Raw genomic sequence first — 23,239 nt, forward strand, 5'->3', positions numbered from 1 at the left:
AATTTGAGGCGCACACGTCTATCCGACGTTACCCTCTTTGGTTGCGAGATTGCGGTTGCGAAGCACAGATGCGAACAGTGCGGCTCGCAAAGCCGTTGGTCGAATGAGCCGGACAGCCGTCACATGTGGCAACGTCACAAATGCGCCGAACAACGCATGTCTCGCGCCTTTAAATTCGCCTGCGGTTGATCGCTTGACTGCTTGGCCGCAGAAATAATCGAAATACTGCCAGACCGACCCCAGATACGCGCGGTAGACTTTGCGCGCGGTAAGCCGCTCGAGCGGCGGCTGCCGCGATAGGAAAGCATGCCGGCGAAAAATGCGCTTCGTGTATTTCTGCCGTGTGCGTTGCAATTGATCGAAAGAGCCGGGATCCCGCTGGCGGAACAGTACGCACGGCATCTTGACGAGGCCGATCCTGCCGTTGCGAGCAATGCGCAGCTGCCAGTCCCAATCGGAATCGCCGATGAGGCTTTCGTCCATCAGACCGTATTTTGCGACGGCGTTGCCTCGGAAGACGCTGCCTCCCACCTGCGGAAAATATCCACTCAGCATCATGTCGAACACGTCGCCGTCGGAAGGCAGAGCGCCGGGCCAAGGCTCGCCTATTGGCTGCCGCAGAGTATTCGTACTCACGATTTGGCTGAAAACGGCTTCGTGGTCGGGATGCGCGTCGAGGAACGCGATATGTGGTCGGATATGCTGCGGAGTCCACAGATCATCGTCGTCGAGGAACGCGATGAATTCGCCTGTCGCGCGCCGCATTGCGAGGTTGCGTGCCGCCGCGCAACCATTCTTGTCCGTTTTCGCGTAGATCCCGCTGAATTCGGCAACGACGGTCGGCGTCTCGGGTGTCGTTCCATTATCTCCGACGAGAATCTCGAATGTCAGGTCCGGCCCCTCGAGCGCGCGAATGCTGGCGAGAGCTTCGCGCAACAATGCGGGACGGTCCCGAGTCCCGATGATAACCGAAACCCGCCTGGGCGTTGTTGGCGTCATATCCATTCCTCCCAGCGGTCGAACACGCCGGCAAGCGAGGCACTGAAAATGCGCGAGTCGTCGAAATGGGTGACGAATGTGCGCGGTACGGTAGAAGCGGGTCGCGTCTCCTCCGCCTGCGCGTAAATGATCTCATATCCGGCTTCTCGCGCGGCGATGGCCGCAGCGGCGGTCCAATTCATTGATTGACCGAGTGGAATGGCAAATGTCGTTGGCGCGACCCCCAATCTGTCTTTGATAATCTTTCGCGATCCAGACAGCTCGTCAGTCAGAAAGCGCTCGCTGATCTTGCCAAAGTCGGGATGGGTACGAGAATGGCTGCCGATCTCGACGCCGAGGGTCATCAAGTGTTCGAGATCTTTCCAGGATACGATCCGCTCTTGGTGATAGGCATTCGTGTGGTCCGTCCAATCCGTAACCACGAACAGCGTCCACGGAATTTCGTATTCTGCAAGAATGCGGGCAGCGTGTGTCGCCACGCTCCGGCGACCATCGTCGAACGTAATCGCGAGGTCGCGTTCGCTTCCGAGGCCTCGCGCTATTCGCGACGGCTCGACGAACGTGTAACCCTTCTTGAGCGCCAGCTCGATCTGCGCCCGGAATTGCCGCTCGCTGACGTCATTGACGCCCATTTCCGGTTCGTCGATGGAGTGATAGCAAAGAATGCGGCCATGAGGCTTGAAGCGTTTCTGGCCGAACGTGGCGAGGAAATTCCGTTCCCCCCACATCCGCGCTGCCGCCACGTGTTTGCGTTCAATGCCCGCCGCTTTAGCCAGTGATTTAACCTGTTGCCGCATTCGTTCGGACCCCGTTAGCCCAGCTAGCGACTTCTATTCATTGTCCAGCCCGGTGCAAAGACTATGCCCATCGTAAGCTGGCAGACGATCATTAACGCGGCGTGGCGGTCGATGAAGAAAGACTGTCCCTATAGTACGGGAATTGCAACGCAGTCACGCCATGAACTTGGTGTATTAATTTGGGCTTCGGGTCCGATGTCCCACTAACCCAATCGGAGATCATGTTGTCCCAACGGATCAGGGGCTTTGACGGCCTGCGCGCGATCGCATTCTTGCTCGTTTTTGTCAGCCACAAAGTTATTATGCCGGTGACAGATCGCGTCGGATCGCTGGCGGTTTGGATTTTTTTTGTTCTGAGCGGCTTTCTGATCACCCGCATTTTGGCGGGGCAAAGATCGAAGATCGAAACGGGACGAACGTCCCGTAAAGAGGCACTGCTGGGCTTCTATCTGACTCGGGCTTTTCGGATTTTTCCGCCCTACTACGCATTGCTGGCGGTGCTGGCCATCCTGGCCGCGAGCGGCCATTACGATCTTGGAGACGCCGGGCGGCAATGGGCTAATCTGCTTTTCTATTCGAATATTTATATCGAGCGTCACGGTTGGCGGGACGATCTCGGCCACTTTTGGAGCCTGGCCGTCGAGCAACAATACTATCTCGTCTTCGCACCGCTCGTACTGTTCCTGCCGCGCGCCGTCGTATCCAGACTATGCGTTGCCCTGCTAATCGTCAGCATTGCGGCAACTGTCTTGTTCATCGCTGATCGCCGTCCGCCCATTACTTTCGACGTTAATTCGCTCGTCAATATCGGACTGTTTGGCTTTGGCGGCCTGGCCGGACTTTTTGCCGACCGGCCTTTGCCGCGATGGCTGTTGAACGATTGGGCGATCGTGATCGTGTTCGCACTCGTCCTGTCGCCGCCAATTCTACTATCCAATCCCGAATTTGCTGAACTTAGCCGTCCGGCAGTCGGCATCTTGGCGGCCTGCCTTCTCGTTCAGATTACGCAATGTCAGGATGGTCTCGCGGTCAGAGCCTTGGATCTGGCGCCAATCCGCTGGGTGGGCGTGATCAGCTACGGCGCCTACCTCTTCCACCCAGTGATCCATTCCAACGCGTTTCTTGAATTTTTTGGCCTGCCAATTCCGCTGCTGCATCGGTGGATCGTGGTCCTCGATTTCTTGCTCACCATTCTCTTCGCGTCGGCATCCTGGCTATTACTGGAACAACCCTTGATCAGACTTCGCCAGAGGCTGACAACGCGGCGGCTCGATGGTGCGCGCGCCTTCCAAAAAGGCTGAGCGACGGTTTAGCCACCCCTAGCCATTTGCCGTAACGGCAGACCGGCGCGCATCTCACCACTTACATCTTTTGGTTCGGTTGGCTTTCACAGGGCAATATTTGACAATTGGAATGAGCGGAAGAGACCTAGTTCATTAAATTATAAGTGCGTTTTTGCGGGGTATATGTTCCAAATGTCTGTCGTTTCGCCGCGCGATTTTTCGGTAATTTCGCGTTCGGATGGCGGCGGCTCAGAGGCTAGGCTGCTGCCTGCAACTTTAGCTCGCACCGACGAGCGCGGACGCGTGGAGGTCGAAGGCGAAGCGTCTGTGACCCGCGCGCGGCGTCGCCTCTGGGCGCTCTACAGCATCAACGCCGGTCCTGAGCGGGCACCCCCGCCTGTCGGTGGCCGATTCAAGCGTGTGTTCGACGCATTCGTAGCATTCACGGCTCTGATCCTGCTTGCCCCATTACTGCTCGTCCTCGCCGGCGCCATCAAGCTGACGACTGGCGGCGACGTGATTTACCGCCACCGAAGGGTCGGCTTTGGCGGCAAGTATTTTTCATGTCTCAAGTTCCGCACGATGGTGCTAAACGGCGACGCGGTTCTCCGTCGCCACCTCGAGACAAATCCTGCAGCAGCCGACGAATGGCGGCGGACGCGCAAGTTGGCCGATGATCCGCGGATTACGGCACTCGGATATGTGCTCCGTAAAACAAGCCTTGATGAGCTGCCCCAGCTGATCAACGTTCTTCGCGGGGAAATGAGTTGGGTCGGCCCTCGGCCGATCGTTGCCGAGGAACTGCATTTCTACGGCGACAATGCCGTCGAATATTTCAAGGCTCGCCCCGGCATTACCGGCTTGTGGCAAATCAGTGGTCGCAGCCTCGCAACCTACGATGAGCGCGTAAATTACGATCTTCGATATGTGCGGGATTGGTCGTTTGCAAAGGATCTCGTAATCCTGATCCGTACCATCCCAGCGGTTTTGAATACAGGGCAGGCGGCCTAGCTAGCGGCTCTCGATGGCGCAGCGCCATGTTTGGCAACTAGAGGTAGCGTCCGAAAAAGGGGAAGAGGGGGGAAATCATTTATTCCAGAAATGGGGCAGTGATCCGGATTCTGAGCAGTTTTTATTCAAATTACATTCATACCCACATCTGATGACCTATAATGAAACAAATCATAAAGCGTAAGTTGTAGAACTTTTGCGTGCGTGGTCTGATAATCAGCCATCGGAGATGGCAGTGTGCGCTATTTATATGGTAAACGAGCGCGTGTAAGACCTTGGTAGAAGAAACAAGAATGCTGTAAAATAAAACTTATTTACTCATGCAATTTCAGTAGCTTGGACGTCATGCATTCACGATGACAACAAAAAGCCGGCATATAAATGGCTTAGATCTGCGACTATGGCACCAATAATGCAATCCGAATTTATTAACGAGGTGCTGCGTTTTCGGTCCAATTGTAACTAAAATTGGTATAAAAGAGAGTGGGCCATACTACGTCATACACCTCATCGTGGCGGTAGGTTTGGAGTTTTTGTATCGTGCGTACGTCCTTCCGTGAGACCGGGCCCGTCGTTCCTTTGGCGATGGGCAAAACACCTTCAAATAACAACAAAGCGCCTTTGGAGAATGCGCGGTCTGAAACCGCGCAATTGAAGCAGCCCGGCATTTCGGTGCTAATTGTAATTGAGCCGCGCTCTTTCGTGCGCAACTGCATTGTTTCAAGCCTTTCCAATGCAACCGAAATAAAGGGCATCGGTGTCGGCAGTGTCGCGGAATATTTCGACAAGCTCTCCGATGTCAGGCCCGCAGTCATCATCGTATGCGCGATGGACGCCAGCAGCTCCGACATTTCGAGCCAACTCGAACAGCTGAAGAATGCCGGCGTTAACGTTCCGGTCATCGTTATGGCCGACGCGAATAATGTCGACCTCATTCTTACTGCGCTCAACGGCGAGGCTAACGGCTTCATTCCCGCGGATATTTCGCTTGAAATAGCGGCGCACGCTCTGCGGCTCGTTATGGCCGGCGGCAAGTATTTCCCAGTGAACGGCCTACTCGCGGTCCGGAAATCGTCCGCGGCGTCCGCGCCTCGTGAGGCGCAGCCCAAGACCACGCTTTTCACGCGGCGCCAGATCGCGGTCATCGACGCGCTTCGCAAGGGTAAGGCGAACAAGATTATCGCCTACGAACTGAACATGTGTGAAAGCACGGTGAAGGTTCACGTCCGTAACATCATGAAAAAACTTAACGCAAAAAATAGAACTGAGGCTGCTTATTTGGCGGGTGAGATGCTCTGCGCTGACAGCCGATAGTCAACCGGGCATTCGCAACTTCCGCATCTATGCGGCGAGTGATTTCTCCTCGGACGGAGAAGCCGATCGGCTTTAAGACATAAGTAATGCTTAGAGTTTCACCCGCGCCGACCGTCTCGGTTCTGATCGCCAATTACAATTGCGCTCAATTCCTCGGCGGCGCGATTCATTCGGCATTGCGTCAGACGTTGAAGCGCCTCGAAGTCATCGTCGTCGACGACGCGTCGACAGACGGAAGCCGAGAAATCGCGCGGGATTTTGCCGCTCGCGATCATCGCGTCAGATTGATCGAACTGCCTACCAACGCTGGCCCGGCCGCTGCACGCAATGCCGGGCTTGCTGCGGCTGAGGGAACCTGGGTCGCCATTCTTGATAGCGACGATTTCATGCACCCGGAGCGGCTGCAAAGGCTCGTCGAGGAAGCCCAGGCCGGAGCGGAAATCTGCGCCGATGACCTGCTCGTATTCGGCGAGGGACGCCGTCCTGGCGAGCACCTTTCAAAAGCTCAGCGACAGATGGCCTATATCTCGCTCGCCGATTTTTTGAATTCGAACCTCATCTACGGGACCGTTCCGGCGACAGGCTACCTCAAACCACTTTTGAATTTGGCGTTCTTACGCAAGCACGCCCTGACATACGATACGGCGTTGAAGATTGGCGAAGATGCCGATCTTATCGCGCGGGCCCTTGCTGCGGGCGCCAAATACCGCCTGATCGACAGTCTTGGCTATTTCTACCGCAAGCATCCGAATTCGATTTCTCACCGTTTGTCACGCGATGACCTTCAGCAGATGCTCAACGGCGACATGCGCCTGAAGGCGTCGCTCTCGGCTTGTTCTGTTGAAGTCGCCGAAGCGTTCGCTCGCCGCCAAGCATCCATTGAACGCGCGTCGAACTTCGATCGTCTCGTTACGGCGATCAAATCTCGATCCTGGTCGCAAGCCCTACAGATTGCGATCCATCATCCCAACACGATCTCGGCTCTGGGGATGCCGTTGGCTGCGCGTCTCCAGCGTCTGCGCCGAATTCAAGGTCCGAAAGGCCAGTCGGAGTCGACCAAAAAGGCTTGTTTGATTTCAAGACAACGCATCATCGGGCCGACAAACGGCAGCTCCGCGTACATCCTGGGAATTTGCCGGGCGTTGCGAGACGATGGCTATGACGTAACGCTCGTATCGCCGAACGCCGGTACCATCGGGCGCTTGCCAGTGTTTCGTCTTCGTCCAGAAATGTCAGTCTTCAATCAAATTTTTCTGCGTGGCGCCTGGAAGTTCGGAAATATCTGCGTCAGCAAAGACCCGCGCATCGCACTTGCGGCATTGAAGGCCAAGATTGCACGCGCCCTAAGGCGCTTCGGCGTGGAACGCCTCTCTTATTGGGATACGCCGGCGCCTTATGTCATTGGCGCGCCTTGGCAACGTGACGAACTTCTGTACGTGGCTGGGCACGCTTCGAAAAGTGAACTGGTCATCGCCGATTATGCGTTCACCACGCCGGCAATCCCGTTCGCGCTCAGCGAGTCGGCGCGCAGCTTGGTCGTCATGCACGACCTTCTTTCCGTGAGAGAAAGTCGCTTCAAGGACGCCAAGCTGCCTGACACGGTCAAGACTTTGGACGAAGCCAGCGAGATGCAGCTTCTTGGTCAGGCCGATGCGATCATCGCCATCCAGGATATCGAGGCGAAGCACGTCAAGGCGCGCCTTCCGGATCATACGGTACTCCTGGCTCCCGTCGTGTGCGCATCAGTCGATGCGCCTCAACCAGGCGCAGGCAAAAGCGTGCTGTTCATAGGCAGCAATACGGCTCCGAATGTTATCGGCCTCAGATGGTTTCTGGAGTTTTGCTGGCCGCGGATATATGCCGAAAATCCCGACGCTGAATTGGTAGTCGCGGGCGGTGTCGGTTCGCAATTTCCCGAAGGTGCGCCCCGAGCCAAGTTCTGCGGCATCGTCGATGACCTTGCTCCTATCTATCGCGAAGCCAGCGTTATTATTTCGCCGCTGACGGTAGGCTCCGGACTGAAAGTCAAAGTCGTTGAGGCATTGGCCCAGGGCAAGGCCATCGTAGCGACTACGGTGTCCGTCGAGGGGATGGGGGACGACATCGCGTCGGCGCTTAATGTCTGCGATGACGCTGTCACTTTCGGCAATGCAGTCAGCGCGCTCTTATCGGACAATGAATTACGCCGTCGGAGCGCTGATGCCGCCTACACCTACTTCAAGCAACATTATTCTCGCGAGGCCTGCGTCCGTGAGTTGCTCGCCTACGTCGACGGTCGGTCGGACGTATCGGCGTCGACAGTTTGCAGTCTTGCCCCCTACGCTCGTCGAGGCACGTCGATCGCGGTCGATTGTGTGCGCTGAGCGATAACTCCGAAGCCGGACAAAGAGATGCCAACAAGCTGCTGCATCGGACAGGACGAGGAGATCGAGCTTTCGTTTGATAAAAGCCGAGCAAGGCGTGCGCGCGAGAACATCAGCATCGCGTTTTTTGGACATGACTCGAACGAGAGCACTATCCGAAAGCGCGTTTGCGCATTGCAAAGAAATGGTGCCGACGTTACCGGTTTCATGTTCGATCGTCGCCGTGAAATGGCATTGCCTGCCCCAGATTGGAATAACATCAATCTTGGGGTGACCGAGGACGGGCATCACGGTCGTCGTTTGTTCAGCTTGATGCAAGCGATTGTAATTCTATGGCGTCACCGTGCGGTCATTCGGCAAGCCGACATTCTTTATGCACGCAACATCGACATGCTTGCGCTAGCTTGGTTGGGCCGCCTTTTGGCGCGCTCCCATGCACCGATTGTCTACGAAGCGCTCGATGTTTATCCGGCCTTTACGGGCCGCGGCGTCAAGGCAGCCATCCTGCGCCTCCTAGAGCGCCAGCTGTTGGCTTACAGCCGACTTCTGGTTGTGAGTTCTCCCTATTTTATCGACCGTTATTTCTCGCCGGTTCAGAGATACACGGGAGAGTGGTTTCTTCTCGAAAACAAGCTCGGGTCAGAGCATGAGACGGTTCGTCCTCTGGATCACATCCGCAATCAAAGCGACGAGCGTGCTTGGACGATAGGTTGGTTCGGTGTTCTTCGCTGCAATCGCAGTCTAGAGATTCTCCGCGCGATCGCGTCTCGGCTCGGCAGTCGGATCGCCGTCCATATCAGGGGCGTTCCGTCGGAACCCGACGGGATTACCCGTGAACTGCTAGAATCTGTCGCGGCTGAAACACCGAATATATCCTATTTCGGAACATATCAAAATCCGCGCGATCTCCAGGAAATCTATTCCGCAGTCGATTTCGCCTGGGCGATCGACTTCAGCGCCTGCGGTGCCAACTCCGATTGGCTGATACCGAACCGGCTCTACGAGGGCGGCCTATACGGCGTGCCTGCGTTGGCACGGGCAGGTACGGCCACAGGCGATATTGTGGAGCGCGACGATCGCGGCTGGACGTTTCGCGAGCCAATGGAGGAAACGGTCTCCGATTTTCTCATTCATCTCGATGCCTCCGACTACAACGAAAAAGCAAACGCGTTGCGTCAAACCGAGCGCGCCGTGTTTGTAGACGTGTCCGACACATCTCGGCTCTTGTCGCGGCTGAGAAACCTTTGTCACCTGGCGGAATCCCGCCAGCTTCCGGAACATCAGCCGTGATAAGAATCCCAGCAAACGCCACCGAGACGAATAACGGGCGCGAAACCAATGTGGTTAAGCGCATCGACACGATCGATTCTCTTCGCGGTTTGGCGATCTTGCTCGTCATCTGCTTCCACTATCTTGTTCGCTGGGCGCCTCCGTTCTTCCCCGACGACCTCTATCAGTATTCACAGGCCTACTCGCCGCTATGGGAACTCGGCCGCTTTGGCGTTGAATTCTTCTTCGTCATCTCAGGTACGGTCATCGCGCTAACGGTTGAGAGCTCGAGTAATGCAGTTGACTTCCTCATCAGGCGGTTTTCGAGGATATACCCGGCGCTTATCTGCTCGATCTTCGTGACATTTTTTTTCGTCAACGCTTTTGGCCCCGAACCCTTCCATCGCGGCGTCGTCGACATCATTTCAAGTATGCTGATGCTTCCCGCCGTTCTGCCGTCGAAGTGGAACTTTCAGTATGTCGATGGTGTGTATTGGAGCTTGGCCGTCGAATTTAAGTTTTATGCGGTGGTCGCTTTTTTTCTGATCCTCTTGGGCCGGCGGTTCTGGGCCGGGATCATTCTGTTCGGCATTCTGGGCGAAATTTGCTTTCACATCGCCCCTAACCTCGCTGATAAAATATTCATTCACCAATATATGAGCTTCTTTCTCTTCGGCGTCGCGATCGCCCAATGGCACTTCTCCCGAAACGTTCTCGCGGCCAGTCTTTGTCTGATGAGCGCGGTAATTCTTTACGTCCTTAATCTCGACTACGTCAGCTTGCTCGATCAGCCGTCCGTTGTGGCGGCGCTCTTCGTCGCGACCGGGGTCGTTTTGATGGGTGTTCTGATTTGTCTGAACGTTCCGCTCAGTTGGCGGCCGCTGCTGCTTGTTGGTCAGGCATCATATTCGCTGTATTTACTGCATGAAAACATCGGCATAACGATCATCTCAAATCTGAAGCGATTAGGCTTCGGCGACATGACCGCTATCGCGATTGCCTTCACGTCGATGCTTGCGCTGGCAGTTGCGATGTTTAACTTGCTCGAAAAGCCAGCTCAGCGCGCCTTGCGGCAGATGTGGAAAGCATTTCCCGTCTTTGGCGCAGCCAGATCCAGTTCGGCAGCTTGAGGACGGCTGAAAGCGATGACGCGAAAACACAAATCTTCACAGCGATCGCGCCGCCGCCTGCTGAATTACCCGCTCGCCGCCACGACGTTTTTCTTTGCCATCTTCAACGTCCAGATTTTTTCGCTGATTATTCCATTGCTAATAATGGCGGTCACGGGCCTCTGCGCTCTCAAGTTTCACCGGGAGCTTGTGGGATATGGTGCCGAACTTAAGGTCGTGCTCATTTTTCCGGCGATTGTCATGCTGTCGGCGACCTGGTCAGACGTGCCGACCATCTCGCTTTGGTACGGTATCCAGCTGCTTGTGACGATCTTTGTCGGCATTCTCATCGGCATCTGCGCGACAAGTCGAGAAATTGTTCGCGGCATTTATTACGCGATGGCAATCGTGGTCATTGCTTCGCTCATATCCGGTCAAACTGGCCCGTCGGCGGCGGGTCCGGTACTCATCGGAATAACGGGAAGCAAGGACGCAATGGGTTTCGTGGGCCTTACGCTGTTCGCTGCGGCCTTGGGCGTGGCCACGGATGCAGGTCAGCCGACGTTCTCCCGCTTGTCGACACTCGTCTTTCTTCCGCTCGGCGCGGGCATAGCGGCCGGCGTCGAGGCGCTCTCATCGGCGCTTGCAGCCGTCGGCTTCGCATTGGCATTCTTGGGCTTCCTGACGCTCAAGCGGTTTGACCGATGGTCGCGCTGGACATTTGTGGTCATTGGGCTCATCGCTGTGATGTTCGCCGCCTTGGCCCTTGCTGGCATGGGGTTCTCGTCAGACCGCGTGCTTGCCGCCTTCAACAAAGATCCGACGTTGACAGGCCGAACCACGCTTTGGGACTGGGCCGATATCTGGATTTCGAGAGCCCCGTTGCTTGGACATGGATATAAGGCATTTTGGCTCGGCGACTCGAATGAAACGGCTTCAGTGCTGTCGATGTTCGGGCAGACCGATGGACGCGTCTTTCAGTTCCACAATACCTTCCGCGAAATTCTGGTCGACCTGGGATGGGTCGGGTTACTTGCGTTTCTGGCTGCTGCCCTTGTCTTTGTTTATTTCGCGTTGATGAACGTCATGAATTTTCCAAGCAGCACGACAGCATTTTTTGCGTCGATGCTATTATTGCTCGTCGCTCGCTCACCATTTGAATCGATAGTTCTGGTTTTTTACCCTTACACCGTTTTGTTTTACGCCTGTGGAATTGCCAGCTTGATGCCTCGGCTCAAATTGCGGCATAGGACACCGATGCCACGTTGGCCATCGTTGCCCAACGCTGAATTGACCCCCTCTGTTGGCATTCAACAAACCCGGTAGGTCGATCTCGGCCTGCGCCGAATTCGCCGCGAGAGCATGTATGCGTTTCATGAGTTTCCCCCACCCTCTGGGCGCAGTGCCGCTTGTGCTTGTCGTCTGCTTGCAGCTCTGCTGCGCCGTCGTCGCCAAAGCTCAATCGTCTGAAGCCTCCGGTACTGGGACAACCTATTATGTGTCGCCGACGGGGGATGATTTGAATTCAGGAATAGCGCCTGACGCGCCTTGGCGCAGCCTCGAGAGGATACAGCAGTCTGTCTATAATGCCGGAGATTCAATTCTCCTTGAGGGCGGCAAGACATTTGTGGGCTGTCTTCAGATTTCGCGCGGGATGCTGCGCGGTACCGCGGAACGTCCGGTAACGATCGGCGCTTATGGGGATGGAAAATTTCAGATCAAATCGAACTGCGCCGGGCGTCTCGTGGCAGCGATCGATATCGTCGGCGCCAGCGGCGTTGTCGTGCAGGATTGCACTCTACGCGGCAACGGCGGCAAGACGCCCTTTGGTGTCTGGATTCAAAACCCTTACGACAATGACGCCGCTCGAAACATAACAGTTCGACGATGCGACATTAGCGGGTTCTTCACCACCAGTCCCGGACAGAATGGCGCCGAGATTTTTGTTACTGGCCACCCGGGCGCCGGCCTCGATGGTGTGAATGTCATCGACAATGTGCTGCACGGTTCCGACGGACCGACAAGTCCGGACAATAACGGGCTTTATGGCTTTGGACGCGACAAGAACGTCCGAAACATTCTGTATCAGGGCAATGTCATTTACGACATTGGAGGCCGGCCTGGCGGTACCAACGGGGCCGACGGCAACGGCATGATCGCCAATGGCGTCACTGGCGGCCTGATTCAAAACAACATTGCGTACAATCTCGGCGCCAATGTCGATACCTGCGGTGGGCCATCCGGTTTCTGGGCGTATAGCTCAAGTCACATCGTCATTCAGTTCAACGAAGTCTACAACGCCAAGCCGAGTAAATTCGTCAAAGGCTGCGATTGGGATGGCTTCGATCTAGACGGCTACGTCACGGACTCGGTTCTTCAATACAACTATGCTCACGACAACTGGGGTGCCGGATTTGCCGCCTATATCGACGGCGAGTGGGGGCGGAATATCATTCGCTATAATGTTGCCGTGAATAATGCCACATCGTGGGGCGCTTCCTACTTCGGAAACATCGTAATTGCGAGGGGAGCCGAAGCGCCCCAGCTCAGTATTTATAACAACACGCTCATTTCCAACGGCCCGTCGAACACAACAGCCGGCATTTCCATTCAGGGAAATCCCAAGGGCGCGATCATTGCAAACAATCTTATCGTAGCGCTGAATGGAGCGAACTACATCAATACCGGGTCAGAACTGCCTGAGGTTCGAATCCTCTCCAACAGCTACTATTTGACGGACCAGTTCGCCATTCGGTGGCGCGATAGAAACTACACCAATCTTGATACTTGGCGGCAAGCGACGGACAACGAAACGCTCGATGGCAAGTCGACGGCATTCACCGATTATCCGCAAATTGACACCACCGCCCTGGGAGAGATTTGCGGCGGCTACAAGCGATCATGTCCGCGTGCGGCATTGCACGTCTCGCAAAAGCTGACGGGGCGCGGAATTGATCTAACGAAGCCGCCATTTAATCTTGATGTCGGATCTCGCGACTACTTCGGCAACAAGATTCCGCAGTCGGGATCGGGCACCGGATATGGGATCGGCGCAGTTGCTGTAGATAAGTGAACTGGGGTAGATGCGAAACAACAGGACAGTTCACGGCCTAGGTGCGTCTTGCGGGACCATTCGCGTCGAGCGCGATTTTCGTCGCCGCGCGAACCAAGCCTTACCCCGCTCCAGCATCAGGTAAATCACCGGCGTCGTATAGAGCGTCAGGATCTGCGACACGACCAGTCCGCCGATAATGGTGATGCCGAGCGGCCGGCGCAGTTCGGAGCCGGGGCCGATGGCGACGGCAAGCGGAACAGCACCCAGGAGTGCCGCGAGCGTCGTCATCAGGATGGGCCGGAAGCGCTGCAAGCATGCGTCATAGATGGCGTCATGCGGGGAAAGCCCAAGCTCGCGCTCGGCATGGATTGCGAAATCGACCAGCATGATGCCGTTCTTCTTCACGATGCCGATCAGCAGAATGACGCCGATGAGCGCGATCAGCGACAGATCCATATGGGCAAGTTCGAGTGCCAGCAGCGCGCCGAGGCCCGCAGACGGCAACGTCGATATGATCGTCAGCGGATGCGCGAGACTTTCATAAAGAACGCCAAGCACGATGTAGATCGAGAGCAGAGCGGCAACGATCAGCAGCGTCTGGGCGCGTGCTTGCTCCTGAAACGCCTTGGCATCGCCGGCGGGCTCGGCCCGGATGCTTTCCGGCATATGCAGTTTCTGCAGCGCCTGATCGATTGCCTGCAGGCTCGTGTCTACGCTGACACCCGGCTTCAAGCTGTAGTTGATGGTGACCGCCGGGAACGGTCCCTGGTGATTGACGACGAGCGGCGCGATGCCTTCAGTCAATGTCACGACGCTCGACAGCGGAACCTGCCGCCTTCCGTCAATCGTCGGTACATAGATGCGCGACAGATCTTTCGGCTGGCCCTGGAGATTGGGGTCCACCTCGATGACGACTTTATATTGATTGCGATCGGTGTAGATCGTCGAGAACTGCGTCTGCGAAAAGGCGTTGGATAGCGCGGTGTCGATATCGGCGATCGCCACGTTGAGGCGTGAAGCGACATCGCGGTTGATGTTGACGTTGAGCTGAAGGCCGCCCGACTCGCGATCTGAGCTGACATCGACGACGCCCGGAATGGCGCGAACCGCGGTGAGGGCTTTGGGCACCCAGGCATAAAGATCGTCGGCGTTGAGCGACCATAATGTATATTGATAGTCGGCTTTGCCCGATCGCGCGCCTACGCGAACGTCGCGTGATGACATCAACCGCGTCGCGAGCCCGACGATCTTGCCGAGCGGCTTCCTCAGCCGGTCGATGACTTCCGCCGTTGGAACGTTGCCGCGCTCGCTCAGCGGCTTGAGGCTGATGAACATCCGGCCCTGGTTCTGCGTCGGGTTGAAGCCGCCGGCGCCCATCGACGAACCGATGTTGTCGACGGCGGGATCGGCGAGGATGACCTTCAGCGCCCGGTCCTGAAGTTTTTTCATTTCGGCGAACGAGATATCCGCGTTGGCTTCGGTCGCCGCGATGATCAGGCCCGTGTCGTCCTCGGGCAGAAAGCCCTTCGGCAGTACGCTGTAAAAATGCACAGTCAGGAAGATCGTTGCGACGAAGACGCTCAGCATGACAAGCTGATTACGCAGCGCGATCCTGAGAGTGAACGCATAGGCGCGCACAACCATGCTCAGCGCACCTTCGAAGATGCGGTCGGCGAGGTTGCGATGTTCTTCAGCGCCTTCCTTGATGAAGTGTGCGCAAATCATTGGCGTGACGGTCAGCGAGACGATCGCGGAAATGACGATGGCGAAAGTCAGCGTCATGGCGAACTCGTGCAGCAGCCGGCCGGCAATGCCGGTCATGAACAGCACTGGAATGAATGCTGCGACGAGCGAGACGGAAATCGATATGACGGTGAAGCCGATCTGGCGCGAGCCTTCTAGCGCCGCAGGAATAGGCTTCATGCCCTTTTCCATGTTGCGGTAGACGTTTTCGATCATCACGATTGCGTCGTCGACCACGAAGCCAACAGCAACGGCGAGGGCCATCAGCGTCAGGTTATTGATGGAATAGCCTGCCGCCCACATGGCCGCGCACGTTCCGGCAAGCGAGAGCGGCACCGTGATGCCCGCGGCGATGGTCGGCGTCGTGCGCCGCAGAAAGACGAACACGACCGACATGACGAGCAGGATCGTGAGACCCAGCGTGAACTGCATGTCGTGCACCGAAGCGCGGATCGTCGTCGTGCGGTCGGACAAAATGGAAATGTCGACGCCCGCCGGAATCCATTCCTTGAGCTGCGGCAGGATCGCCTTCACGCGATCGACGGTGTCGATGACGTTGGCATCGGCCGTCTTAGTGACGATGAGCAGGACGGCGGGCTGCAATCCATAGCGCGCCAGCGAGCGGGTGTTACGCGTGGCGTTGATGACTTTCGCAACGTCCCCGACCTTGACCACATCGCCGTTCGGCATGTTCTTGATGACGATGTCCTTGTAGTCCTTGGGGTCCGTCATCTGCGAATTGGACTGCAGCACGATGGTCTGGTTCGGTCCGTCGATGGAACCGATCGACGACAGATCGTTCGCCGCCTCGACCGCGTTTTTGACATCGTCGAAGCTGACGCCCATCGACGCTACAAGCGTTGGATCGACCTGAATGCGCGTCGCCGGCTGGTCAGCCCCGCTGACGGTCACGTCTGCCACGCCTTCTACCTGCGAAATACGTTGCCCGAGGATCGTATCCGCGGTGTCGTAGATGTCGCTGGTCGTCATCGTCTTCGACGTCAGTGCCAGAATGAGAACGGGCGCCGCCGACGGATTATATTTGCGGTACGTCGGCACCTGCGGAAGATCGCCGGGAAGATCGGCCGTCGCACTGTTGAGGGCGGCTTGAACGTCGCGCGCTGCGCCGTCGATATTTCGGCTGAGATCGAACTGCATCGCAATCGACGCCGAGCCGAGCGAGCTGGTCGACGTCATTTCCGTCACGCCCGCGATCTCGCCGAGTCGGCGTTCGAGCGGCGACGCGACGCTTGCTGCCATCGTCGCTGGGTCGGCACCCGGTCGCGACGCCATGATGCGGATCGTTGGAATTTCGATCGACGGCATGCTGGCGACCGGCAGCATGAAGTATGCGACCGCGCCCACCAGAAAGAGCCCGATGGCGAGAAGCGCCGTGCCGATCGGTCGTTCGATGAAGATGCGTGAGACGTTCATGCGCCTACTCCGCAGCCTCGCGGTTGCCCGCAGTGATCGCCCGTGATTGCTCCGGCGCAGCGGTAACCGGTTCGCCATTGGCGTCGAGCGCGCGGCCGCCGAGCCTGGCGCGCAGCCGTTCCATCGCCAGATAGATGACGGGCGTGGTGTAAAGCGTCAGCAGCTGGCTGAGCAGCAGGCCGCCGACGATGGTGATGCCGAGCGGGTTGCGCAGCTCAGAGCCCGTTCCGCTTTCGAGAGCCAGCGGCAACGCGCCGAACAGTGCCGCGAGCGTCGTCATCATGATCGGCCGGAAGCGCAGAAGTGCCGCTTCCTTGATCGAGTCCCGCGGCGACAGCCCACGCTCGCGCTCCGCTTCCAGCGCGAAGTCGATCATCATGATCGCGTTTTTCTTCACGATGCCCATGAGCAGGATGATGCCGATCAGCGCCACGAACGAAAGGTCGTTGCCCGTCAGTTCCAGTGCCAGCGCCGCACCGATGCCCGCCGACGGCAGCGTCGTCAAAATCGTGAACGGATGAATGAGACTCTCATAGAGCACGCCGAGCACGATATAGATCGTGACGATGGCCGCCAGGATGAGCCACGGCTGGTTCTGCAGCGACTTGGAAAACTCTGCCGCGTCGCCATAGAACGTGCCCGATACCGTCGCGGGAAGGTCAATTTCCTTCTTCGCCGTGTCGATGGCCGCGAGCGCATCGCTCAACGACGCATTCGGCGCCAAGTTGAAGCTGATCGTGATGGCCGGGAACTGATCCTGGTGGCTGATCGCAAGCGGCGCCGTCTCGTACTTGATTTTCGCCACGGCCGTCAGCAGCACGGGCGTTCCGGCCGTCGTCGATGCAACGTAAAGCCGGTTGAGGCGTGACGGGTCGCTGCGATATTGCTCAGCGGCTTCCAGCACGACGCGATACTGGTTCGCCTGTTCGTAGATCGTCGAAACCTGCCGTTGGCCGAAGGCATTGCTTAGCGCATCGTTGATGGCCTGCATTGTGACGCCGAGACGTCCGGCGACGACACGGTCGACGTCGATCCGCGCGATCAGCCCGCCATCGACTTCTTCCGTCGCGACGTTGCGCAGGAACGGCGACGCCCTGAGCGCGTCGGCCATCTTCTTCGACCACTCGGTGACCTCGTCGCTGTCGGTGCTGGCGAGCGTATACTGATAGCGCGCGCGGCTCGACTGCGTTGAAATCTGCACGTCTTGGACCGGCTGGAAATAGACCATCGTGCCCGGCGCGGTCTTGACCTCGCGCTTCAGGCGCTGGATCACCTCGACGACGTTGGACTCGCGTTCGTCGCGCGGCTTCAGCATGATCTTGAGGCTGCCCGCATTCTGCGTTGCGTTGAGCTGTCCGATGCCGACGATGGAAGCAACGCCCGCAACGTCTCTATCCGTTGCGACGATGGCTGCGACGTCCTTCTGCAGCTTCGTCATTTCGGTGAACGAGATCTGCGGGCTGCCCTCGACGACGGCGGTGATGGCGCCGGTATCCTGGTCGGGCAGGAAGCCCTTCGGCATGATGACATAGAGCCAGATGGTCAGGACCACGGTCATCAGTGCCACGATAAGCGTCGCGCCCTGATGCCGGAACACGAATTCCAGCGAGCGGTCGTAACCGGCGATCACGCGCTCGATGAAGCGGCCGATGATGCCCGACTTCTCATCATGGCCGCCGCGCAGAAGCTTCGAACACATCATCGGCGTCAGCGTCAAAGACACGATCGCGGAGACGACGACGGCAATTGTTAGCGTCATCGCGAACTCGCGGAACATGCGCCCGACCAGACCCGTCATGAAGAGCAGGGGGATGAAGACGGCGATCAGCGACAGCGTCAGCGAGATCACTGTGAAGCCGATTTCGCGCGCACCATCGAGCGCCGCCTTCATCGGCTTTTCGCCCTTCTCGATGTGGCGCACGACGTTCTCGATCATGACGATGGCGTCGTCGACGACGAAGCCGGTGCCGATCGTCAATGCCATCAGCGACAGGTTATCGAGACTGAAGCCGCAGAAATACATCACGCCGAACGTGGCGATCAGAGAAACCGGCAGCGCCACGCCTGCAATGATCGTCGCGCGCAGCGAGCGCAGGAACAAAAGCACGACCATGACGACGAGGCCGACGCTCAGGACGAGTGTAAACTGCACGTCGCGGACGGAAGCCTCGATCGTGCCGGTACGGTCGCTGACGATCTGCAGATTGACGCCGGCCGGCATCGAACGCTCGAAGCGGGGCAGTTCGTCCTTGATGCGGTTGACCGTATCGATGACGTTGGCGCCAGGCTGCCTCTGAACGTCGACGATGACCGCAGGCTTGCCGTTATACCAGCCGCCAACGCGTGTATTCTCCAGCCCTTCCGTAACCTTTGCGACGTCCTTGATGCGGACCGGCGCGTCGTTCCGATAGGCGATGATGACGTCTTCATAGATATGCGCCTGGTCGATCTGGTCGTTGGCGGCAATCGTGTAGGATTGCTTCACGCCGTCGATCGAACCTTTCGGCCCCGAGACGTTGGCGCTCGCAATTGCGGCGCTGAGATCGGCCATGCTGAGGCCGTAACTCGCCAGCCGAGAGACGTCGGCTTCGACGCGCACCGCAGGCTTGATGCCGCCTTCGATCGATACGTGGCCGACACCCGAGACCGACGCCAAGCGTTGCGCCAAAAGCGTATCGGCAAGGTCAGACAGCGACCTGAGCGATTGCGTATCGGACGTCAGCGCTAAGGTGACGATCGGCGTGTCGGCCGGATTGACCTTCGAATAGGTCGGCGGGTAGGGGAGGTTCTTCGGTAGCGTCGATCCAGCGGCATTGATCGCTGCCTGCACGTCCTGAGCCGCGGCGTCGATATCGCGGTCGAGGTTGAACTGCAGCGTGATGCGGCTCAACCCGAACGAGCTCGTCGAAGACATCGCGGCGAGCGATTGGATCTGTCCGAACTGGCGTTCGAGCGACGCCGTAACGAGCGTCGACATCGTCTCGGGGCTGGCGCCCGGAAGCTCGGTCGTCACCTCGACGGTCGGGAAATCGACCTGTGGCAACGACGAGATCGGCAGCGCGAAGTAGCCGAGAATGCCGCCGAGGATCGTCGCTACTGCAAGCAGTGACGTCGCGATCGGACGGACGATGAAAAGGTGCGAAACGCTCATGGCGATGCGCCGTTATCCTGGTCGTGGTGGCGGCGATGTTTGCCGTGGCGCGGTTCGTCGCCAGCTGTCGAGCCGGTAACGAGCGCGGCTTCCGTCGGCAACTGCGCGGCCTGCGCGTTCTGATCCGCCGAAGTCGACTTTTTGCCGTCCGGCGACTTCTTGTGGCGCGGTTTGTCGGCGGCAGGCGCGGACGTGCCGTCATTAATAGAGACAGTCGATCCGTCCTTCAGACGGCTGAAGCCGCTCGTCACGACCTTGTCGCCCGGCTTGAGGCCCTCGGCGATGACAGCGAACTTGTCGTCCTGGCGCGAAACCTTGACCGCCCGCATCGCGGCGGTGTTGTCGGGGCCGATGACGAACACATAGGTTCCATCCGGTCCGCGCTGCACGGCTTCCGTCGCCACGACCGTCGCGTCTTTGACGGTATCGACCAGCAACCGCACATTGACGAACTGGCCCGGCCAAAGCTGACGCTTCTCGTTCGGGAATTCGGCCTTAAGCTTGATCGTGCCGGTTTGCTGGTCGACCTGATTGTCGATGACCTTCAGCGAGCCGGTTTCGAGTTCCGTCTGGCCGTCCGTCGACAGCGCCGTCGCGACCAACGGACCGGTTTCGATGGCTTTGATCAGGGTGGGCAACTCCTGCTGCGGCAACGTGAAAGTTGCCGTGATCGGCTGCACCTGGGTAATGACGACGATGCCGGTTGTGTCATTGGCATGCACGAGGTTGCCTTCATCGACGAGGCGGATGCCGGTACGGCCGTCGAACGGCGCCACGATCGTCGTATAGCCGAGGATCGCCTGCGCATTCTCGATAGCCGCGACGTCAGATTTGATCTGCGCTTCCTGTTGCTTGATCAGCGCGACTTGGGTGTCAATCTGCTGCTGGGAAATGGCGAGCGTGCCGACCTTCTGGTAGCGGTCGAGGTCGCGCTTCGTATTTGCGAGCAGGGCTTCGTCGAGCGCTTTCTTTGCTACGGCCTGATCGAGTTGCGCCTGGTAGGTCGCCGGGTCAATCTTGGCGAGCAGATCGCCCTTCTTGACGTCCTGGCCTTCCTTGAAGTTGACGCTCAAAATGCGCCCATCGACCTGCGCCCGGATGGTCGCGGTGTTCAGAGCTTTGACGGAGCCGACGCCTTCGAGATAGACCGGCACGTCAGCCTTTGCGGCGTCCTTAGCAAGAACGGCAACCGGGCCGCCGAAGCCGCCGCGCGCATTCCGGCCTTTGGCGCCGTCCTCCGGCGCTCCGCTGCCTCCGTGCATCGTATAATAGACGCCGCCCGCTATCGCACCGATAACGACGACCGTAGAAACCCACCGGAGTAACGCCATAGTCTCTTTGCTCTCGTAAGAACTTCGCATGCCGGGCTGAACGATTGGCAGGCGGAAGCTCTGTCCCATACACCCGGAGAAGAAAACGTACCGCCCTGCGGAATCCGTTGCCCTTCATGTGGTGCTTCTGCATCACATGGCCGGGGTAGGCATGGGCCACCGGGATGGCCGAAACATGCCGCAAAGCCTTCCGGGTCGCGGAGCCATAACGAAAATTCGCTCGGCGCCGCTTATGCTCTCAAATATTATATTGTGCTTGCGGCGAGTGACGCAGCGCAACAGTCGGAAAGCGCGATTTTTTTTGCGAGTGCCGGAGCAACTTAACGAATTATCTGTCCTGGCGCAGCAGGATCGTTAAGGGCTCCGGCCTAGTGTGGCCGCCGTCTCAATGCGCACTGAGGCCTGGAAGTGAAATTTCTGCATGATGAAGGCGGGTGGAAGTGGTCATCCGTCCACAAGGAGCAACTTGCGAGTATCGCCCGGGCAACGCCAGCGGCGATGGCTGGTTACGCGATCAACGTCCTGCTGGCCACCATCGCATTCAGCGACCTGATTCGATGGCCGGCGCTCCTGCTCTGGACGCTCTTTGCATTAGCGATTTGCAGTTTTGTCGGCATTCGGTCACTGCGTAACCGTGCTAATCACCGGACGTCTGCCAACGGCAGAAATACCTCGCGCCGCCCGGCCCGAAACGCCTTGCTGTTTAGTGTCCTGCTGGCCCTGCCCTGGAGTCTGCTCGGAACGCTATGGACCGGGACGGTTGCCAACAGCGAGGTCATCATTGTTGCGCTTGTAGTCGGCATGGCCGCGAGTGGCAGCGTCTTGCTCTCTCCCATTCCTGCCGCCGCGATCCTCTATGCGGCGACGATCCTGATCCCGTTGGCGGTGAAGTGCGTGTTCATCACGCTCGACAACCATCTCATTCTCGCCGCACTGGCGCTCAGTTATTTTATGTTCCTCGTTGGCCTCATTGCGTCGAACGCCCGGATTTTCGCCGAGCGCCTGGAGGCCGTCGAAAAACTGAAGGACTCCTTTGCCGCCCTGGTGTCGGCGCGCGAAGAGACTGAACGTGCCGCGATGACCGACGGCCTGACGGGTGTCGCCAACCGCCGCGCTTTCATGGCCCGCCTCAACACGCTGGCCGCCGATCGCGATCAGTCGCCGGAATATGGCGTCTTTTATATTGACCTCGATCGCTTCAAAGGCGTCAACGATGCCTTCGGCCACGCGGCGGGCGACGCGGTGTTGCGAATGGCGGCATCGCGGATCGCGAAAGTCGTCCGCGACGGCGATCTGGTAGCACGCCTCGGCGGCGACGAGTTCGCTGTCGTCGCTCAGGAGATCTGCGGCCGCGCTACGGCTCAGGCCCTGGCTGTGCGTCTCGTCTCTGCTTTATGCGATCCGTTCTTTCTTGAAGGTCAGCGCGTGCAAATTGGCGCGAGCGTAGGCGTCGCCATCGCTTTCGAAAGCGACTCTACCGGCGATCAACTGCTGACTCAGGCCGATCTTGCGATGTACGCGAGCAAGTCTGCGGGCCGCAACGCGTACTGCGTTTTCGAGCCTGACATGCTGCGCTCGGTGGAAGAGCGTCAGGCTGTTGAGCAAGGGCTGCGGGGCGCGCTTGCCAAGAACGAACTGGAACTCTTTTTCCAGCCGATCCACGGCCTGACCAAGAATGAAATTGCCGGTTTCGAATGTCTCATTCGTTGGCGGCACCCGCTGCGTGGTCTGCTGCCGCCTGCCCAATTCTTAAGTATCGCAGATGAAATCGGAATGGCGAACGATATCGGCGGATGGGTGATCGAGGCTGCATGCGCCCAGGCCGCGAAGTGGCCATCCGATGTCGTCGTCGGCATCAATCTATCGCCGTTGCAGATCGCCTCCGACGACGTCGCGCAACGCGTCGAGCGCGCGCTCAAGTCATCGGGGCTTCCGGCCAATCGGCTCGAAATAGAGATCACCGAGACGAGTTTGCTGCAAAACGATCCGGTGACGCTCGATCAGCTCAAGCGGCTGAAACAACTCGGCGTCTCAATCGCACTTGACGATTTCGGGACCGGCTATTCGTCGTTGAGCTATCTTGTCAGCTTCCCGCTCGATCGCATCAAGATCGACCGGCTGTTCGTCAGTCAGCTGGGGCGTTCGCGGGAAAGCGATCTCATTGTGCGCTCAATCACGCAGCTTGCGCGCAACTTGAACTGTACGGTTGTCGCTGAAGGGATCGAGACGGACGAGCAGCTTCAAAGGCTGCGTGCGCTTCATGTCGGGTTCGGGCAGGGTTATCTGTTTGGAATGCCGATGCCCGCCGCCGAGGCGACGGAATTTCTGGCTTCGGGCAAGAGCAACGCTCTCGCCCAAAGCGCTTGACGATTTGCTTGCT

General features: G+C 58.1%; 14 protein-coding genes. 9 read left to right on the plus strand and 5 right to left on the minus strand.

Annotated features, from left to right (window positions below; all coding sequences use genetic code 11):
* Positions 1 to 18: 18 nt before the first annotated feature.
* Together RLW55_RS12290 and RLW55_RS12295 are read right to left on the minus strand one after the other, a co-directional pair.
* Complete coding sequence (locus tag RLW55_RS12290) at positions 19 to 999, minus strand: glycosyltransferase family 2 protein (RefSeq protein ID WP_423414340.1); 981 nt, start codon at positions 997 to 999, stop codon at positions 19 to 21.
* Positions 996 to 1,796: a polysaccharide deacetylase family protein gene (locus RLW55_RS12295; protein WP_423414341.1), complete on the minus strand. Its 801-nt coding sequence runs from the start codon at positions 1,794 to 1,796 to the stop codon at positions 996 to 998. The genes RLW55_RS12290 and RLW55_RS12295 overlap by 4 nt, the downstream gene beginning before the upstream one ends.
* 221 nt (positions 1,797 to 2,017) lie before the next feature.
* Between RLW55_RS12295 and RLW55_RS12300 the strand changes: the two genes are divergently transcribed.
* The 8 genes from RLW55_RS12300 to RLW55_RS12335 all read left to right on the plus strand — a co-directional run bounded on the left by RLW55_RS12300 (position 2,018) and on the right by RLW55_RS12335 (position 13,218).
* The gene (locus RLW55_RS12300) at positions 2,018 to 3,097 is read left to right on the plus strand and encodes an acyltransferase family protein (protein ID WP_423414342.1); all 1,080 of its coding nucleotides are present in this window, start codon (positions 2,018 to 2,020) and stop codon (positions 3,095 to 3,097) included.
* Positions 3,098 to 3,271: 174 nt separating this feature from the next.
* Complete coding sequence (locus RLW55_RS12305; protein WP_423414343.1) at positions 3,272 to 4,090, plus strand: sugar transferase; 819 nt, start codon at positions 3,272 to 3,274, stop codon at positions 4,088 to 4,090.
* Between the two features lie 540 nt (positions 4,091 to 4,630).
* Positions 4,631 to 5,404: a LuxR C-terminal-related transcriptional regulator gene (locus tag RLW55_RS12310; protein ID WP_423414344.1), complete on the plus strand. Its 774-nt coding sequence runs from the start codon at positions 4,631 to 4,633 to the stop codon at positions 5,402 to 5,404.
* Between the two features lie 86 nt (positions 5,405 to 5,490).
* Positions 5,491 to 7,767, plus strand: coding sequence for a glycosyltransferase (locus tag RLW55_RS12315; RefSeq protein WP_423414345.1), 2,277 nt, complete (start codon positions 5,491 to 5,493; stop codon positions 7,765 to 7,767).
* A 312-nt stretch (positions 7,768 to 8,079) separates the two neighbouring features.
* Positions 8,080 to 9,057, plus strand: a complete 978-nt coding sequence (locus RLW55_RS12320) for a glucosyl transferase (protein ID WP_423414346.1) — start codon at positions 8,080 to 8,082, stop codon at positions 9,055 to 9,057.
* Entirely contained in the window at positions 9,054 to 10,166 is a 1,113-nt protein-coding gene (locus RLW55_RS12325) for an acyltransferase family protein (RefSeq protein WP_423414347.1), read from the plus strand. The genes RLW55_RS12320 and RLW55_RS12325 overlap by 4 nt, the downstream gene beginning before the upstream one ends.
* A gap of 15 nt (positions 10,167 to 10,181) precedes the next feature.
* Entirely contained in the window at positions 10,182 to 11,471 is a 1,290-nt protein-coding gene (locus RLW55_RS12330) for an O-antigen ligase family protein (protein ID WP_409560527.1), read from the plus strand.
* A gap of 40 nt (positions 11,472 to 11,511) precedes the next feature.
* Complete coding sequence (locus RLW55_RS12335) at positions 11,512 to 13,218, plus strand: hypothetical protein (protein WP_423414348.1); 1,707 nt, start codon at positions 11,512 to 11,514, stop codon at positions 13,216 to 13,218.
* A gap of 30 nt (positions 13,219 to 13,248) precedes the next feature.
* Here the strand turns inward: RLW55_RS12335 and RLW55_RS12340 are convergent, their stop codons facing one another.
* Genes RLW55_RS12340 through RLW55_RS12350 form a run of 3 tightly spaced genes read right to left on the minus strand, consistent with a single transcriptional unit; the run spans position 13,249 to position 20,859 of the window.
* The gene (locus tag RLW55_RS12340) at positions 13,249 to 16,377 is read right to left on the minus strand and encodes an efflux RND transporter permease subunit (RefSeq protein WP_423414349.1); all 3,129 of its coding nucleotides are present in this window, start codon (positions 16,375 to 16,377) and stop codon (positions 13,249 to 13,251) included.
* A 4-nt stretch (positions 16,378 to 16,381) separates the two neighbouring features.
* Positions 16,382 to 19,528 carry an efflux RND transporter permease subunit gene (locus tag RLW55_RS12345; RefSeq protein WP_414463165.1) on the minus strand — a complete coding sequence of 1,049 codons (3,147 nt, stop codon included), beginning with the start codon at positions 19,526 to 19,528 and terminating at the stop codon, positions 16,382 to 16,384.
* Positions 19,525 to 20,859: an efflux RND transporter periplasmic adaptor subunit gene (locus RLW55_RS12350; RefSeq protein WP_409560523.1), complete on the minus strand. Its 1,335-nt coding sequence runs from the start codon at positions 20,857 to 20,859 to the stop codon at positions 19,525 to 19,527. The genes RLW55_RS12345 and RLW55_RS12350 overlap by 4 nt, the downstream gene beginning before the upstream one ends.
* A 408-nt stretch (positions 20,860 to 21,267) precedes the next feature.
* Here RLW55_RS12350 and RLW55_RS12355 point away from each other — a divergent pair, with 408 nt between their 5' ends.
* Positions 21,268 to 23,226 carry a putative bifunctional diguanylate cyclase/phosphodiesterase gene (locus tag RLW55_RS12355; RefSeq protein WP_423414350.1) on the plus strand — a complete coding sequence of 653 codons (1,959 nt, stop codon included), beginning with the start codon at positions 21,268 to 21,270 and terminating at the stop codon, positions 23,224 to 23,226.
* Positions 23,227 to 23,239: the final 13 nt, after the last annotated feature.

Source organism: Hyphomicrobium sp. B1, from assembly GCF_049532635.1.
Classification (GTDB): Bacteria; Pseudomonadota; Alphaproteobacteria; order Rhizobiales; family Hyphomicrobiaceae; genus Hyphomicrobium_B.

Coding starts and splice junctions, on each gene's coding strand:
- RLW55_RS12290 (WP_423414340.1), bottom strand. CDS start 999: ATGACGCCAACAACGCCCAGGCGGGTTTCGGTTATCATCGGGACTCGG.
- RLW55_RS12330 (WP_409560527.1), top strand. CDS start 10,182: ATGACGCGAAAACACAAATCTTCACAGCGATCGCGCCGCCGCCTGCTG.
- RLW55_RS12300 (WP_423414342.1), top strand. CDS start 2,018: ATGTTGTCCCAACGGATCAGGGGCTTTGACGGCCTGCGCGCGATCGCA.
- RLW55_RS12345 (WP_414463165.1), bottom strand. CDS start 19,528: ATGAGCGTTTCGCACCTTTTCATCGTCCGTCCGATCGCGACGTCACTG.
- RLW55_RS12340 (WP_423414349.1), bottom strand. CDS start 16,377: ATGAACGTCTCACGCATCTTCATCGAACGACCGATCGGCACGGCGCTT.
- RLW55_RS12315 (WP_423414345.1), top strand. CDS start 5,491: ATGCTTAGAGTTTCACCCGCGCCGACCGTCTCGGTTCTGATCGCCAAT.
- RLW55_RS12320 (WP_423414346.1), top strand. CDS start 8,080: ATGCAAGCGATTGTAATTCTATGGCGTCACCGTGCGGTCATTCGGCAA.
- RLW55_RS12335 (WP_423414348.1), top strand. CDS start 11,512: ATGCGTTTCATGAGTTTCCCCCACCCTCTGGGCGCAGTGCCGCTTGTG.
- RLW55_RS12305 (WP_423414343.1), top strand. CDS start 3,272: ATGTCTGTCGTTTCGCCGCGCGATTTTTCGGTAATTTCGCGTTCGGAT.
- RLW55_RS12350 (WP_409560523.1), bottom strand. CDS start 20,859: ATGGCGTTACTCCGGTGGGTTTCTACGGTCGTCGTTATCGGTGCGATA.
- RLW55_RS12295 (WP_423414341.1), bottom strand. CDS start 1,796: ATGCGGCAACAGGTTAAATCACTGGCTAAAGCGGCGGGCATTGAACGC.